A 15,825-nucleotide genomic window follows, 5' to 3' on the forward strand; every position below is an offset into this window, starting at 1 on the left:
CCACACATATCAAAACAAAAACAACAGGAGAAACACGCATGAAACGTATCACCATCGTAGGTGGGGGCCAGTCGGGCCTGCAACTTGCTATCGGCCTTTTGCAAAAGGGCTATGACGTTAAGATTATTCAGGACCGCACCGGCGACCAGATTGCTGCGGGACGGGTTCTTTCGTCGCAATGCCAATTCGACGCATCCCTAGACCACGAACGCGCCCTTGGCATCAATTTTTGGGAAGAGGCTTGCCCACCGGTTGAAGGGATTTCTTTCACCGTGCCGGCCCCCGAAGGCGCGGGCAAGGCGCTGGAGTGGTCTTCACGGCTTGATGCCAAAGGCCAATCGGTCGACCAGCGGGTGAAAATGCCGCGCTGGCTTGAGGAATTCAGCCGTCTGGGCGGCGATCTGGTGATTGCGTCTGCCGATATTGCTATGCTGGAACAGGAATCCAAGACTGCTGATCTGGTGATTGTCGCCTCTGGCAAGGGCGAGATTGGAAAACTCTTTGAACGCGATGCAGAGCGTTCGCCGTTTGATGCGCCACAGCGTGCGCTGGCGTTGACCTATGTCCATGGCATGACGCCGCGCGAGAATTTTTCGGCGGTGAACTTTAACCTTATCCCTGGTGTTGGCGAATACTTCGTTTTCCCCGCGCTGACCAAAGCCGGCCCGTGCGATATTATGGTGTTCGAGGGTGTGCCGGGTGGCCCTATGGATTGTTGGAAAGATGCCACCACGCCTGAGGCACATCTTGAGACTTCGCTGAACATTCTTAAGACTTACTTGCCTTGGGAATATGCCCGGTGTGGCAATGTCGAGTTGACCGATGAGAACGGAATTCTTGCTGGGCGTTTCCCTCCAACGGTACGTAAACCTGTCGCAACCTTGCCATCTGGGGCAAAGGTTTTGGGTCTTGGCGATGCTGTATGCCTCAATGACCCGATCACGGGGCAGGGTGCGAACAACGCGGCGAAGGCGGCGGCGGTCTATTTTGACGCCATTCTTGCACAGGGTGATAAGCCGTTTGATGAGGATTGGATGGTCGCAACCTTTGAGCAATTCTGGGACTATGCGCAATGGGTTGTCCGTTGGACCAATATGATGCTCTTGCCGCCGCCACCCTTTGTGCTGAACATCATGGGCTCAGCGCAGGTTTTGCCGAGGCTCGCAAAACGCATTGCTAACGGGTTTGACGATCCGCGTGATTTCTTTCCGTGGTTCGCCGATGAAGCGGCGGCGCAAGAGTATCTCACCAGCCTTCAGGCGGCTTGATATGGTGGATGTAGCGACCTTTCGTCAGGCCATGGGGCTTTTCCCCGGTGCTGTGACGCTAATTACCACCGGTAAAGATACGCTGAGGCGTGGAATCACGGCGACGGCGGTGTGTTCGGTCACCGACAATCCGCCGTCTATCCTTGTCTGTGTCAATCGCAAAACCGGCACGTGTCAGGAGATTGAGCGTTCTGGAAAATTCTCTGTGCAGCTTTTAGATGGCGATCAGTCTGATGTGGCGCTTTGTTTTGCTGGTGCGACAGGGAAAACAGGGGCCGATAAATTCACCCCAGCAGACTGGACCGCCTGCGTTGTGGGTCTGCCGCGTCTTAAGTCAGCATTGGCGAGCCTGTCTTGTGAGGTCACGTCCTCAAGTGAAAACGGCAGTCACATGGTCTTTATTGGGGCTATAAAGGATACGGCGCTGCGCGAGGGAGAGGCCTTGATCTATGCGCAGTCTCATTTCAGACGCTTAGACGCGGTCTGAAGAAGGCATTCCAAGAAAAGGCCCCCACGGGGGTCTTTTTTATAGTTCCAGTTCCGGATGGAGGTTGCGTGAAAGGCCTTCGCAGCAGTTTGCTCGGCTATGAAATCGGAAAAATAATTTCGTAATTTACGCAATGAAGGGCTTATCGTGGTGTTAATCGCAGAGTAAAAAGGGACCAGTACGCGGCGTAAAACTGGTCCACTAAACTATCGGATTTCTGCGTTTTGGACAAATGGGTCCGGGGCTCGAGTGTCATTTTTGAATCGACATGCATTTATCATTGCAGTGTCGAATTGGGTTTTCCGTATCACAACTTCGGCTTAACGCTTGGGAGCCCACGTCAGGCTCGGCACTTTTGCGAAGGTGTCGGCCAACAGGCAAAGGCAGACTGGGTAGATGCTGCAATGTTAGCCAAAATGAGGTCACTGCTACAGTTGAAGGCCGATCAACCAAAGAGTGAAACCCTTCATGATCTCAAACAGTTGGCGAGGGCGCGGCAGGCCTTGATCAAGGGGCGCACTGCGGCCAAAATACGGCTCGCCGCCACGCCCCATCGGTTGCTCTTCCAGCAGATCAAACGGCGGCTGAGCCAGATCAAACGCGATCTTTCGCAGAGTGCAGTTATCGTCGACACGATCATTGCTGCTGATACAGAACTTTGCGCCAAGGCTGACATCATGGTGAGCCCTCCCAGTATTGCAAAGATGACTGCCTCTGCGATATCTGACTGATGTGCCTGATCTCGGGCATTTGAGCGGTAAGCAAGCGGCAAAACTGGAGGGTCTTGCCCCAATTACCAAGCAATTGGGAAAGTGACAGGGCAAATAACAGATTCAAGGAGGCCGAGCCAGCGTCAGAAACGCGGTCTACTTACTGGCTGTTGTTGGAAAACGATCCAACCCTGATTTGAAGGCCAAATATGAGCAATTGGTATCGACCGGGAAATGCTGACAACCGGTCATTACAGCTGTCATACGCATGCCCATTGTCATGGAAAATGCATTGTTGTGCGAAGGTCGAAAATGGAATGAATATCACGCTTGACCAATACGGATATCACCCAATTTCGATCTGCCTTGATGAGGGCGTTGGCCAGTTCAATGAGCTTTCGCATCAGGGCAGCAATGGCGACTTTTGGTGGTTTGGATACATTTGCGCCAGCTGTCCAGTGTTGTCGGCCTCTTCAGTTTTCACTATCCGCACCGAAAATCCTAAATTTTTGGGATGAAAAAGTCGATCGGTGTTCGAGTCATCGGTTGTATCGAAACTGGGTCGCTTAAGTGATCAGTCCAGATGTCGCTCTCTAACTAGAATTTATTTTTGATGAAATCGTTTTGAGTATAAAATAGATTCCACCATTTAAAGCGTTTTAAATTTTAGATTTCCGATGACACCGTGCCTATTTTTTGTGCGAAAACGACACGTTTGAGCGGTTTTCATGAATTTTTCTTGCAATATATACTTTAAACTTAAAGGTATACCGTAGGAAGTCGAAAGAGGTATAACTCCCGTGTCTCAGAAAAGTATGACGCAGTCCCTTGTTCAGCGTGTTTATGATGATTTGCTGTCGGATCTTTCGGCAGACCGCCTTCAGGCTGGCGACCGCTTGGTGGAAGCGACCATTGCGCGTGAAAGGGATGTTTCCAGAACGCCTGTGCGCGAAGCGCTTGGGCGGCTCGAAAACGATGGTTTGATTGAAAGCGTGCAGCCGTATGGGCATGTCATCATAACGCCTACGGTCGAAGATATACGGGAAATTTTTGCGATCCGTCGCGCGCTGGAGCCTTTGGCGTTTTCAAGCCTGATTGAATTCGCCACCGACGATGATGATGCGGAGTTGCGGTTACTTCTTGCAGATGTTCAAGCCGCACAGACACCCAAAGATGCCGCGCATTCAAATATTGCCTTTCGCAACTTCTGGATGTCCCGAATTCAAAATCGTCGTCTGCAAGAAACACTGTCTCGGTTTCATATGCAGGTCCATTTGGTCCGCGCTGCAACGCTGAAGCTATCAAATGGTCGTGACACGGCGCGCATTGGTGCGGGCAAATTGGCTGAAAGCTACTGGGCGCGCGACAGGGATGCTGCGCAAAAATCAATGACACAGTTTGTTGATGCAGCCCTTGTGATTTTTGAAGCTGTTTCGTCTGAAATGCCGGCGGTCCAAAATCGACGTCGAAAATAACGATTAACAAAAAATAGACCCATAAAAACCGACTAAACGGTGGGGTTTCTTAACCAACAATGAGGAAAACATGACAAAACTTTTAACATTCAAAGGCTTTGCCGCTGCAGCGGCTTTCGGATTGTCATCTGTGGCCGCTCAAGCCGAAGACATTATCCGTGCCGTCACATTTGTGCCTGCACAGGTATCATTTGCACGTAACTTTCAAGGATTTGTTGATCTCGTAAATGAGCGCGGAGAAGGTGTTGTTCAAATTCAGGTCATCGGGGGACCAGAAACTATCCCTGCAGAGCGGATGGGGGAGGCTCAAAAGAACGGTATCGCCGATATGTTCCTGCTGCCTGCGGGACTGTATCTTAACCTCGTTCCAGAGGGCGAAGCCTTTGCTGGATCCAATCTTGATCCAATGACGCTTAGGGCCGCTGGCGGTATGGAATTGGTCAACAAACCTTTTCACGAAAAAGGCAATGCCCATGTGCTGGCGCATGTTGACGGTGGAGCAAACTTCTTTTTGTGGACGACTGAAAAACCGGGTGCAGATGAGAATGGTCAGCTAAACTTAGAGGGCATTCGTATGCGTTCGTCGCCCTTATTTAGGTCGTTTCTAGAAGAGCTTGGCGCGACCAATGTCGTTCAAAGTGCAAGCGAAGTGTATACATCCTTAGAGCGTGGTGTCGTTGATGGAACTGCTTTTCCAGTTACGGGTCTTCGTGATTTTGGTTGGGACAAGTTCCTGAAATACCGTGTTAATCCAGGATTTTTTCAGACAGATGTTCTGGTGTCTATGAACTTGGATAGCTGGGATGATCTGTCTGACGAAGCAAAGGAAATTGTCAATCAAGCCGCTATCGATCATGAAATATCTTCCTATGGGGCGAGTATTGCGCTGAACGAATCCGAGAGCCAAATTCTTTTGGAGGGTGGCATCGAGAACATAGAACTGACCGGTGAACAGCGTCAAATCTTTCTTGAAAAAGCATATGATATTTCTTGGCAGCGCCTGAAAGATCGTGACCCAACAATGCATGATGAACTCAAGGCGGTCTTCTTTACAGACTTCTAAAATCGTCTCTTGGCGGGGATGATGATTGATCCCGCCATTTTGAATGCTCGTATTGTTCGCCAATAAATTCCCACTTGAAAGGACACTGTCATGTCTTTGATGTTCAGATGCCTCGATGCGGTGTCGAACCTGTTGTTTCGTCTCGCATGCCTTTTCATTGTCGCGATTGTTTTGATTGTCACATATGATGTGTTGTCCCGAAACTTTGGCCTTCCGATGTTTGTATGGGCGGTTAATTCCGTCGAATACTCGATGCTTTATGTGACGTTTTTGTGCCTTCCCTATCTTGTGATGACACGAGGGCATGTCAGTGTCGAAGTGGTCTTGACCTACCTCCCAAACAACGTTCGCAAAGCTTGGGAGTTCATGCTGCATATCATCTCAGCTCTGATTTGCTTCTACCTCGCATGGTATTCAGGAAAGAGCTTCGTCACGTCGATCATCGAAGGCACCTACGAGGTGCGCAGTTTTGATGCTCCGATGTGGGCGCTCTATGCCTCAATGCCGCTTGGTTTCGGATTTGGGGGCGCTCAGTTCCTGTCCTTTATTGCGCGCGGCGAAAGCTTCTTTGGTGCTGCGCCCGAAGCGCACGCAGGAATGTAAGGGATTTTGATATGATGGACTGGAGCATTTCGATTGCGATCCTCATCGGTGGCCTCATCTTTTCAATGGGCATCGGATTGCCTGTGGCGCTTGGCTTCTTTTTGATCAACGTGGTCGGCGTATTTTTATTCATGGGGGGGGCGCGTGGTATCGACCAGATGCTCTCAAATGGGACGATGGCGGTCTCGACCTATGCCTTGGCGCCCGTCCCACTCTTTCTTGTTATGGGGTCGTTGTTCTTTCACTCAGGTCTTGCACGCCGTGTTTTGGATGCGATTGACGTTCTGATTGGCCGCCTGCCTGCGCGATTGTCCTATCTGACGATCACGTCAGGGACTGTGTTTGCTGCTTTGTCTGGATCATCGCTTGCCAATACAGGGATGCTCGGCACGTTAATGGTGCCTGAGATGATGAAGCGCGGGTACAAAAAGCATATGGCCATTGGCCCTATTCTTGGGTCGGGTGGCTTGGCTGTGATCATTCCGCCATCAACATTGGCCGTGCTCTTTGGGTCCTTGGCGGGGATAGATATTGGCGGTCTTCTTGTGGCTGGCTTACTTCCGGGGCTCATTCTCGCAATTTTCTACTCAATTTTAATTTTCATTCAGGCCAAAATTGATCCGGATGCTGCACCGTCTTACGATTTTGAACCTGTGCCTTTGTCCAAGCGCGTTGGTATTTTTTGCCGAGACATTCTGCCGATGGTCGTGATTATGATGGCGGTTGTGGGATCAATCTTAACTGGTTTTGCGACACCCACTGAAAGTGGTGCTCTTGGAATTGTTGCTGTCGCCGCTCTAGCATTGCTGTTCAAAGCTCTCGATTTCAAAGCCGTTAGAACCGCGATTGCGGATGCGGCCCGTGTGACGGGAATGACGTTCCTTTTGATCACTGCGTCGTCGACCTTCGCACAGCTTTTGGCGTTCTCTGGTGCTTCATCTGGCTTAGTTCGCTGGGCTACGGCGCTCGAAATGGGACCAACTCAGACACTCTTGGTGATGGCGTTGATCCTGCTCGTTCTTGGAATGTTTATGGATCAGGTGTCGATGATGCTCATCACGCTGCCTCTCTTTGTTCCGCTTGCGCTGTCTTTGGATTTCGACATGATTTGGTGGGGGCTGATCATGCTTTTGATGCTTGAAGTTTCCTTTACAACGCCACCTTTTGGATTGCTGTTGTTTGTTATGCATGGCGTCAGTCCCCCCGGAACGACATTGCCAGAAGTGGCGAAAGCGGCCTTGCCCTATATTCTATGTGTGTTTTTGCTAATCGGTTTGGTGATCTTAGTACCATCTTTAGCGACCTTTATTCCCTCGCTGATGTAAGCAAGCTGCCCCATGTACAAAAAGGACAAACCAATGAGTTTTCGCGACAGACTTTCTTATGATGCCACGGCTGGCACCTATTTCGATGGTGATATGCGTTATATTTTCATCAAACCAGAGGCGGTCATGGGGATCGTTTTGGAGATGCCAGCAGAGCAACGCCCAGTGGTGTTCGAGGCAATGATCCGCTCGGTTTTCACCAATGGTGGGAAATCGGCGCAAAGCTATAAAGACGCAGGAGCGGGGGCCTCAGAAGCATTGCTTGGTGTGATCCGTGAAACGTCAGGCCAATTGGGTTGGGGCGATTGGGATACGGTTTTAACAGAAGATAGCCTCAATGTGACGGTTCGAAATTCTCCCTTTGCGGCAGGGTATGGGGCCTCGGATGTGCCTGTCTGTGCCCTTATTGTCGGAATGTTGACAGCAGTATCAGGGATGATTTTTGGCGCACCAACATGCGTCACTGAAACAACATGTGCAGCAATGGGCGCTGATGTGTGTCGGTTTGAAGCACGGATTGCAAAGGGCACGAAAGAATGAGTTTAGCGCAGCTTTACGATTTGCGTGATGCCGTTGCAAAACGCGTTCCTTTACGTGGGCCTTTTGTCGCTATTCCGACACCTGTGTCGGTCGAAATCGTGGCAGGTGCAAAGCCCGATTTTATCTGCATCGATACGGAGCATAGTCCAATTTCAGACGGGCTGTTGACGGATATGTTGCGGGCGGCGGACGTGGCTTGCATCCCAGCGATCGTGCGCGTGCGCAGCAATTTACCACAAAATATTTCGGCTGCTCTTGACGCTGGTGCTTGCGGTGTTCTTGTGCCGCATATCTCATCCGCAGTCGAGGCAAAAGCCGTTGTGAAAGCCGCTCGATTTGCCCCGCATGGCGCACGCGGAGCAGGGCCTGGACGCGCCGCATCCTATCTGCGCAACATATCTGGATCGATTGAGCGCGCACGCAAGGAAACTTTTGTGGCAATTCAACTTGAGACCCTTCAGGCGGTTGAGAATGTCGAAGAAATTCTAGCAGTTGCAGGGGTTGATCTGGTTTTTATTGGCCCCGGTGATCTTGGCGTGGATGCTGCTGCTCATACGGGTGATGTTACTGTTGATGCTTTGATCGAGCGTTTAGTGTCTGCTGCGCAAGCGGCGGATGTGCCTGTTGGCATTTTTACAGCCGATCGCAGTGCCAGTAAGCGTTGGCTTGCGCGTTTGTCCTTTGTGATCGAAGGTTCGGATGCATTGTTTCTCACACAAGCCAGCGATGCGGCCGCAGCGGCTTTGGACTAGGTTGTGCGGCTGCAACCACTTTAATGCAGTCTTTTTAAAGTGTTGCTTGTGCGCGTCCAAACTGAGCACGCGCATAAATCAAGGCATCACCTACTTCAAGGGCAGAGTCTATAATTTCACCTATGAACACTCTGTGACTTCCGACGTCGTTGTAAGAACTCACCTCACAACACACTGAGGCAACGGCGGTGGTCAGTTGCGGCAAACCACTATCTGTTTCTTCCCATGCCCCAACGGAAAACTTTTGAGCCCCCCGTAATCCTGCGGCACCTGCAAAAGCGAGGGCGATATCGTCGGAAGTATGGTCAAGAAGCTGCACGCTAAAGCTTTTCAATCGGGTGATTTCTGTACAGGTGTCCGTCGCACGGTTGACGCAGACCAACAGACTTGGTGGTGTGTCCGTGACCGAACAAACAGCCGTGGCCGTAATGCCGCGTCGACCATCGCCTTGCCCCACTGTGACAAGTGTCACAGCCCCTGGAAAAAGCGACATGGTTTGGCGGAATAGGTCGGTGCTAATGGTCATGTGAAGTGATCTCCGGTGATGTGAGGGCCGTCTGAATAAGCGCGCGGAGCCAAAGCAATGCGGGGTCTTCAGAAAAGCTAGAATGCACCCAGAGTTTGATGTCATAGGATGGCAATTCGAATGGAAGGTCGCGCGCAGAAAAGCCTCCGCGCCCTTCAAGACGCAAAAAGATGGAATTCGGGAAGATTGCGACAAAATCTGTTTGACGTACGACTTCTGGCACAACAGTAAAATGATCCAGGCGCGCTTTTGCATTTATGCGCAGGCCGCGCCGTTTAAAGCTGTCTTGTGCCATTTGATACCCCGTCGCCGCTCGGCTGACATCGACAAAGGATAAGCGTGCAAAGCTTCTTTCTGTCCAATCTTGCGTCAACGCGGGATGATTTTCGCGCATCAAACAAACCAAATGGTCTTTTAGCAAAAGGTCTCCGTGGCACTGAGCTGTATCTAGTCCTGGCAGATAGCCGATGGCCAAATCCACATGACCACTGCGCAGTGCGCTCGCAATCTCAGATGGATCAATGCGAACGGAGGTGATGTTCGCCTCAGGGGCTGCTTTTTCCAAAGCGGCCAGAATGCGCGGCATAGAGAAAAACTCACCTGTGTCCGTCATCGCAATGCGAAACCGGCGTGACGTGGCTTCGGGCACGAAACGATGGGTGTCCTGCACGGTTTGCTCTAGCAAGGACAGTGCCGCTTCAAACGGGCCGCGCAATCGGGTCGCTGTTGCTGTTGGCAACATTTGGTTTCCAACGCGTTGGAACAGAGGGTCGGAAAACTGATCGCGTAATCTGCGCAACGAATGGCTAACTGCGGGTTGGGTCAAACCAAGGCGCTCTGCTGCGTCTGTGAGGCTTTGCATGTCCCAAATCGCGAGAAAAACCTTGATGAGGTTCAGGTCAAAGTGGCTAGAGTTGAAGTTTCTCATTAAGGATGTCCAACCCATAAGGAAAGTAGAAAGAGGTTAAAGTGTGCTTACGGATACCCGCGAGGAGCATCTAGACCCGCCAGCACCCGACCTGCATTCTCAATAGTCATATCGGTCACTGCCGCATGTTGGGTCACAACCATTGCATCCCGTAAATAGCGCTGCATCGGGTTCCCTTTGGCGATAACGCCCATACCCGAAATCGTGTAGCATTTTTGTACGATTTGCGCGCTAATCTTGGCCGCGTTTGAGGCACTCAACCGCAACAAATTGGTGTGCTCAAGCGGTACAGGATCTCCCTGTAGCAGGTAATCCCACGCCTCTTCTGCAGCTTCATAAAAGAACGCGCGCGCGCCGCGCAAGGCTGCTTCTGATTCTGCTACCCCCGTCAAAAAATATCCACGATCGCAAAGGCGGGCATGTCCGGCCATGAGTTTTGCCGCACCCGATACTGATTTTGCCTGCTCGATTGCCGCGCGTGCTAAACCAAGGTTGCAGGCTGCGTGAACTTGAGCTTGGTACGCCATCGCAGGGTATCGGTAGAGAGGATCGTCAAAGAGCCCAGGGGCGCCGCGTTCACAAATCCATGTGTCAGGATAGAATTTATCCGTGACCGTCGTGTCGTGGCTGCCTGTGCCTTGCATGCCTGAAACGTCCCAACATTCGATGATGTCGACTTCATTGGCGGGTGCAACAGCCATCATCACAGTGGCGGGCGCATTTGGCTCGTTGCCTTGTGGCACGCCTTCGATACCGACGCCGATCCAGTCAGCCCCCATGCAACCCGATGCAAACTTCCAACGACCTGAGACAGACCAGCCACCGTCTACGCGTGTGGCCTTTTGCACAGGGTGCAATCCGCCAGCGAACACTTGATCTGGTCCATTTGCATACATGATTTCTTGGGCTTCGACGGGCAGGGCGGCGGTATATGTGTTGGCTGAACCAAACGCTGAAACCCAAGCTGCAGAGCCATCGACGGTGCCGATTTTGTCGACCATTTTCAAAAAATGATGTGGGGCAATGGCATCGCCGCCAAAGCGCGTTGGGGTGGCTGATCTAAAAATTCGGGCTTTCTTCATCAGCGCTACAATGTCTTTGGGCACGTGTCTTTTTTGCTCAATTTCGCCGCGGCGTTCAGAAATGGTTTCTAAGAGGAGTTTGAACTCTACGGTTTCTGTGAGCTTCGAAAAATCCGTCTCCAACAGCGGGGCGCTTGAGGTTTCTGGTGCTTTTACATCAAGTGCTGTAGTCATTGGAGCGGTCCTTTTCGTTGTTCAAACGTATTAGCGTTGAAATTGCTTTATAAATCAAATTCATTATTCTAACTTGTAGAATGAATTTAATTTATTCAGAATTGCAGTCATTTTTGAGCAAAAATTCTTCATCGGTGCATGACACACGACATTCCAAGTCTAAGCTAAAGTCTAAAACTTAATGTGTGTGAAGGCGAAGAAAACCAATTCCCGTCGGCGACGATCTAACACGGTGCAGCGCATCGATGCTTTCAATCCATGCCGGCGCAAGACGCGTTGATAATCGTGCGAACAGTATTGGCTGCCACGGTCTGTGTGGTATTCTCTCGGCAGTATTGCCTGCCGGCTAATCGATGTCATGGATGACGTCAGCGCCTATTTAGATCCATAGGCGATGACGTCAAGAATGCTATATAATTCAAGTGCTTGAGTCTTCTGCCCCGATCTGTAGCTGCGTATACGCAACATCAGGTGGTCGGTTTTGGCATTGCTCAATCAAGCGATTTTGCGAGGCTTACCTTCGGCATCGACTGCGACAAGCAGGACATCTGCGCTAAAGATGTGCGTGCAGGTCGTTTTGGGGGCAGCCCAGCCTGAAAAGGAAAGATTGAACGATGTATTTCCTGTGCGCGTTAAATTAGCATGTACCGCAAATTCCACGCCTGCGGACAGCGGTGCGTGGAATGTTAGGTCTTTGATCGAAAGTATAAGCGCGTCACCACCGCTTGCGTGATGTCCTGCAAGGCCTGCCGCGATGTCGAGTTGACCCATAATCCACGCGCCTGTGATGGCCCCGCGAGAGGTTGCCTCACTGTAGGGTGCTGTTGTGATTAAAACAGGCTGGCCTTCGGGTTTTTTTGGATCAGTCATGGGGAATGACAGCCGTTGCTTCGATTTCGATTTTAGCTTCGTCTTCCATCAAGGCCACAACCTGTACGACTGCCATGGCTGGAAAATGTCTGCCGAGCACGTCGCGATATGCTGCGCCGAAAGCGCGCAGGTTTTCTGTGTATTCTTTTTTGTCGGTGATATACCACGTCAAACGCACCAAATGTTTTGGGCTGGCACCTGCGCTATCCAAGACCGCGACGATGTTTTCCAGCGTCTGGCGGAACTGGCCAACCATATCGTCGTGTTCCCATTCTTGTTGTGCGTTCCAGCCGACCAACCCGCCTGTGAAAACCATCTTGCCCTCGGCCATTACACCATTGGCGTAGCCTTTTGCAGGGATCCAACCGTCTGGTTGAAGAAAATTGTGGGGCGTCAGGGCACTCATAAAATGACTTTCTTTTTAATCTAAGGAAGGGGTGATGTAGTGTTGCATTGCGGCACGCGGGGCATCTGGCCATGGATGGGATGCGTTGGTGGCAATATTTGCGTAAACGAGCGTCGCTGTGCATGTAAACCGAGGCTGCCCCGCGCATGAACATGTGATGAGAAAGGTAACAGACGCGTTGCCGATTTTTTTGATGTTGAGCGAAAAATCAAGCCAATCCTCAAGGCGAGAGGCCGCGTGAAAGCGGACCTCGATGTTGCCCATGGGGGTGCCGTAACCCTGCTTCATGACCGTGCCGGCCCAGCTGAAATCTACGGCGTCTGAGAAGAAACGTTCGCAAACAGAAGAAATCATTTCAAAGTAGCGAGGGTAGAACACGATCCCTGCAGGATCGCAATGGTTGAATTCGACCTGACGATTGTGTGTGAAAACCTTACTCATGTTTCACCGCCTGATACAGAGATGCTCTGTCCTGTGACCATATCCGATCCTTCTGCGCACAGCCAAAGCACTGCTGCGGCGACATCTTGCGGCGGCACAAGGCGGTGCATGGGATTTGTCGCCTCCAAAGTTGCGCGGGCCTCTTGCGCTGTGCGGCCGGTTTTTTCCACAATATTGGCGATAGAACGTTCGGTCATCTCAGTGTCTAGAAAACCTGGGCAGATGGCGTTCACAGTGATGCCTTTGCGGACCAGTTCAAGGGCCACGGATTTGACCATGCCGACCACACCATGTTTGGCAGCAGCATAAGGCGCCACATAAGGGTAGCCTTTGATGCCTGCCGTGGATGCTATGGCGATCAATCGTCCCCAAGGCTTGTCTTTCATAGCCTTCGCACCCTCGCGCAACGTCAAAAACGTACCCGTGACGTTGACCGACATGATCCGTTCAAACGCTTCAAGTTCGGTTTTGACAAAAGGGGCGCTTTCAGATGCGCCTGCATTTGCCACAACAATATCGGGGGCGGCAGCGGAAATGGCTGCTGATATGACCGCCTCATCAGTGATGTCTGCGACAGTGGCGGTTATGTTTTCATGCTGCGCGGCAACCGCCTGCAACGGGGCCAAACGTCGTCCACAAATCGTGACCTGCGCGCCAGCTTCGGCCAGTTGCAGGGCGATGATCGCCCCCACACCAGACCCGCCACCTGTTACGAAGGCCGTTTTTCCAATCAAACTCATACCGCCAAGGCCTTTGCGCGTTCGGCCAAAGTTATAGCTTGACGACGGCCGCCTTCATAGGGGGCAGGCCAGTCTTGAGCAGTGTCGCCCAGCTCTACCGCCGCATGCAGGGTCCAATATGGGTCTGCAAGATGTGGACGCGCCAGCAAGACCAGATCGGCACGCCCAGCCATCAGGGTAGAGTTGACATGATCCGGTTCATAAATATTGCCAGCGACCAACGTCGGCACAGCCAATTCATTGCGCACACGGTCCGAGAATGGCACTTGGAACATGCGGCCATAAATAGGCTGTTCGCCTTTGTCAGTCTGGCCTGACGACACGTTGATCGCATCGGCGCCTGCATCTTTGAACATTTGTGCGATGGCAACGGCATCTTCGGGATTGACGCCTGCTTCGCCCATCCAATCATGTGCGGAAATACGCACTGTCATCGGTTTGCTCTCGGGCCATTCAGCGCGCATGGCGTGAAAAATTTCCAACGGATAGCGCATACGGTTTTCCAATGAACCACCATATTCATCGCTGCGCTTGTTGGTGACAGGCGAGATGAAAGAGGCCAACAAATAGCCATGTGCTGCGTGCATTTCGATCATGTCAAATCCAGCTTTGTCAGCGGCTTTAACGGACGCGATGAACTGATCTTTCACCATGTCCATATCTGCGCGATCCATTGATTTTGGCACTACGTTGCCGTCCATCAAGGGGATGGCTGATGCAGACAAAAGATCCCAATTGTCCTCGGTCAAAGGTTTGTCGATGCCGTCCCATGCTAAACGCGTAGAGCCTTTGCGTCCTGCATGACCAATCTGCGCACAGATTTTCGCAGGTGTCTCGGCGTGTACAAAATCGGTCAAGCGTGACCACGCCGGGACTTGATCCTCGCTAATACAAGGGCAGCCGGGGGTGATGCGGCCTTCTTTCGACACACATAGCATTTCAGTGAACACAAGGCCCGCGCCGCCTTTGGCCCGTTCGGCGTAATGTACAAAATGCCAATCATTTGGATTGCCATCGGTGGCTTTGTATTGCGCCATGGGAGAAACGACGACACGGTTTTGCAGCGTCATATCACGCAATTTGTAAGGGGCGAACATGGGGCTGCGACCAGCTGTGCCGCCCGCTTTTTTCTGAAACCAAGCTTCAGCCTTGGCCATCCACTCAGGATCGCGCAGGCGCAGGTTTTCATGGCTGATCCGTTGAGACCGCGTTAGCAAAGCATAGCTGAACTGCGTCATGTCAAGGGTCAAGTAGCGTTCGATATCTTCAAACCACTCGGTGGAATTGCGCGCCGCAGAGGTCACGCGCAGCACCTGCAATTTGCGTTCATCTTGGTAGGTTTGCAAAGCGTCTTGCAGCGGTTTGCCAGCGTTCAGCACATCTGCAAGGGCAATAGCGCTTTCCATGCCCAGTTTAGACCCTGACCCGATCGAGAAATGCGCTGTGGCCGATGCGTCGCCCAGCAGGACGACATTTTCAAAGTGCCAGTTTTCACAGGTCACGCGCGGGAATTGAATCCAAGCAGAGCCACGAATGTGGTTGGCATTGGTCATCAGGGGATGCCCGCCGAGGTGCTTGGCGAATATCTTTTCGCAAAGTGCGATGCTCTCTTGTTGATTTAACGTGTCAAATCCGAACGCTTTATAGGTTTCAGGCCCGCATTCGACGATGAAGGTCGCTGTATTGTCATCGAACTGGTAGGCATGAGCCCAGATCCAGCCGTGCTCGGTCTTTTCAAAGATAAAGGTGAAGGCGTCGTCGAATTTCTGATGAGTGCCGAGCCAGACAAAGTGGTTTTGGCGCATGTCAATTTCAGGCTTGAATTTATCTTGATAGATTGTGCGGGTCTTGGAATTCAGCCCGTCTGCCGCCACGACAAGGTCATTGGTTTGTTTCAACTCGGCAATTTTTTCATCTGTCAAATCGGTTTCAAAGGCTAGATTGACACCCAGATCACGTGCGCGATCTTGCAGAGCAATAAGCAAAACTTTACGCCCGATCCCACAAAACCCGTGACCGCTTGATGTCATTTCTTCATCGCCGCGTACGGTTTTTACATCATCCCAATAGGCGAAGTTATCGCGGATCATTTTTTCACTGACCGGGTCGTTTTCTTCAAAGTTCGACATCGTCTCATCGGACAAAACAACCCCCCAGCCAAATGTATCATCAAAGCGATTGCGTTCGTAAATGGTGATGTCATGGGCGGTATCGCGAAGCTTCATCGAGATCGCAAAATATAAGCCAGATGGTCCGCCGCCAAGAACTGCTATCTTCATCTTATTATCCCTTGCTGATTGGCGAGTGTTAGACTCGCCTTAATGCTTTAAGCTTAAAGTTAATAGGCGGCGGCATGTCTGTCAACAGATAAGGTGCGGGAATTATATTGTCCGTGGGGTGGCTGGTGTTGTTATAACTAATTATTTTTTATTCAT

The 15,825-nt window shown here is 51.4% G+C and carries 17 protein-coding genes; 9 read left to right on the forward strand and 8 right to left on the reverse strand.

Annotated elements, in window-relative coordinates; genetic code table 11:
* The first annotated feature begins 38 nt into the window (after positions 1 to 38).
* The 9 genes from KO497_RS15495 to KO497_RS15535 all read left to right on the forward strand — a co-directional run bounded on the left by KO497_RS15495 (position 39) and on the right by KO497_RS15535 (position 8,223).
* Complete coding sequence (locus tag KO497_RS15495) at positions 39 to 1,268, forward strand: styrene monooxygenase/indole monooxygenase family protein (protein WP_215944870.1); 1,230 nt, start codon at positions 39 to 41, stop codon at positions 1,266 to 1,268.
* 1 nt (position 1,269) lies between these two features.
* Positions 1,270 to 1,755: a flavin reductase family protein gene (locus KO497_RS15500; RefSeq protein WP_215944871.1), complete on the forward strand. Its 486-nt coding sequence runs from the start codon at positions 1,270 to 1,272 to the stop codon at positions 1,753 to 1,755.
* A 293-nt stretch (positions 1,756 to 2,048) separates the two neighbouring features.
* The gene (locus tag KO497_RS15505; RefSeq protein ID WP_252729732.1) at positions 2,049 to 2,486 is read left to right on the forward strand and encodes an IS110 family transposase; all 438 of its coding nucleotides are present in this window, start codon (positions 2,049 to 2,051) and stop codon (positions 2,484 to 2,486) included.
* Between the two features lie 794 nt (positions 2,487 to 3,280).
* A complete protein-coding gene (locus KO497_RS19305) occupies positions 3,281 to 3,940 on the forward strand; it encodes a GntR family transcriptional regulator (RefSeq protein ID WP_215944873.1) in 660 nt (219 codons plus the stop codon).
* 70 nt (positions 3,941 to 4,010) lie between these two features.
* On the forward strand, positions 4,011 to 5,003 hold the full coding sequence (gene dctP / locus KO497_RS15515) for a TRAP transporter substrate-binding protein DctP (protein ID WP_215944874.1): 993 nt from the start codon (positions 4,011 to 4,013) through the stop codon (positions 5,001 to 5,003).
* A 90-nt stretch (positions 5,004 to 5,093) separates the two neighbouring features.
* Positions 5,094 to 5,606, forward strand: a complete 513-nt coding sequence (locus tag KO497_RS15520; protein ID WP_215944875.1) for a TRAP transporter small permease — start codon at positions 5,094 to 5,096, stop codon at positions 5,604 to 5,606.
* 11 nt (positions 5,607 to 5,617) lie between these two features.
* Complete coding sequence (locus tag KO497_RS15525; protein ID WP_354668128.1) at positions 5,618 to 6,931, forward strand: TRAP transporter large permease; 1,314 nt, start codon at positions 5,618 to 5,620, stop codon at positions 6,929 to 6,931.
* A gap of 33 nt (positions 6,932 to 6,964) precedes the next feature.
* Complete coding sequence (locus KO497_RS15530; RefSeq protein ID WP_215944876.1) at positions 6,965 to 7,471, forward strand: V4R domain-containing protein; 507 nt, start codon at positions 6,965 to 6,967, stop codon at positions 7,469 to 7,471.
* A complete protein-coding gene (locus tag KO497_RS15535; protein WP_215944877.1) occupies positions 7,468 to 8,223 on the forward strand; it encodes an HpcH/HpaI aldolase family protein in 756 nt (251 codons plus the stop codon). Before KO497_RS15530 ends, KO497_RS15535 begins: the two co-directional genes overlap by 4 nt.
* 34 nt (positions 8,224 to 8,257) lie before the next feature.
* On the opposite strand, the gene KO497_RS15540 is transcribed toward KO497_RS15535, so the two are convergent.
* From KO497_RS15540 to KO497_RS15575, 8 genes are all read right to left on the reverse strand, one after another.
* Positions 8,258 to 8,749 (reverse strand): flavin reductase family protein, encoded by a 492-nt coding sequence (locus KO497_RS15540; RefSeq protein ID WP_215944878.1) that lies wholly within the window; start codon positions 8,747 to 8,749, stop codon positions 8,258 to 8,260.
* Complete coding sequence (locus KO497_RS15545; RefSeq protein ID WP_215944879.1) at positions 8,739 to 9,677, reverse strand: LysR family transcriptional regulator; 939 nt, start codon at positions 9,675 to 9,677, stop codon at positions 8,739 to 8,741. The genes KO497_RS15540 and KO497_RS15545 overlap by 11 nt, the downstream gene beginning before the upstream one ends.
* A 47-nt stretch (positions 9,678 to 9,724) precedes the next feature.
* A complete protein-coding gene (locus KO497_RS15550; RefSeq protein WP_215944880.1) occupies positions 9,725 to 10,933 on the reverse strand; it encodes an acyl-CoA dehydrogenase family protein in 1,209 nt (402 codons plus the stop codon).
* Positions 10,934 to 11,428: 495 nt separating this feature from the next.
* Complete coding sequence (locus KO497_RS15555; RefSeq protein ID WP_215944881.1) at positions 11,429 to 11,803, reverse strand: hotdog domain-containing protein; 375 nt, start codon at positions 11,801 to 11,803, stop codon at positions 11,429 to 11,431.
* Entirely contained in the window at positions 11,796 to 12,209 is a 414-nt protein-coding gene (locus KO497_RS15560; RefSeq protein WP_215944882.1) for a RidA family protein, read from the reverse strand. Before KO497_RS15560 ends, KO497_RS15555 begins: the two co-directional genes overlap by 8 nt.
* Positions 12,210 to 12,224: 15 nt before the next feature.
* The gene (locus tag KO497_RS15565) at positions 12,225 to 12,650 is read right to left on the reverse strand and encodes an acyl-CoA thioesterase (RefSeq protein WP_215944883.1); all 426 of its coding nucleotides are present in this window, start codon (positions 12,648 to 12,650) and stop codon (positions 12,225 to 12,227) included.
* Positions 12,647 to 13,390 carry an SDR family NAD(P)-dependent oxidoreductase gene (locus tag KO497_RS15570; RefSeq protein WP_215944884.1) on the reverse strand — a complete coding sequence of 248 codons (744 nt, stop codon included), beginning with the start codon at positions 13,388 to 13,390 and terminating at the stop codon, positions 12,647 to 12,649. The genes KO497_RS15565 and KO497_RS15570 overlap by 4 nt, the downstream gene beginning before the upstream one ends.
* Positions 13,387 to 15,669 carry a bifunctional salicylyl-CoA 5-hydroxylase/oxidoreductase gene (locus tag KO497_RS15575; RefSeq protein ID WP_215944885.1) on the reverse strand — a complete coding sequence of 761 codons (2,283 nt, stop codon included), beginning with the start codon at positions 15,667 to 15,669 and terminating at the stop codon, positions 13,387 to 13,389. Before KO497_RS15575 ends, KO497_RS15570 begins: the two co-directional genes overlap by 4 nt.
* Positions 15,670 to 15,825: the final 156 nt, after the last annotated feature.

Origin of the sequence: Pacificibacter marinus, assembly GCF_018860665.1 — a bacterium.
In the GTDB taxonomy this organism is placed as follows: Bacteria; Pseudomonadota; Alphaproteobacteria; order Rhodobacterales; family Rhodobacteraceae; genus Celeribacter; species Celeribacter marinus_A.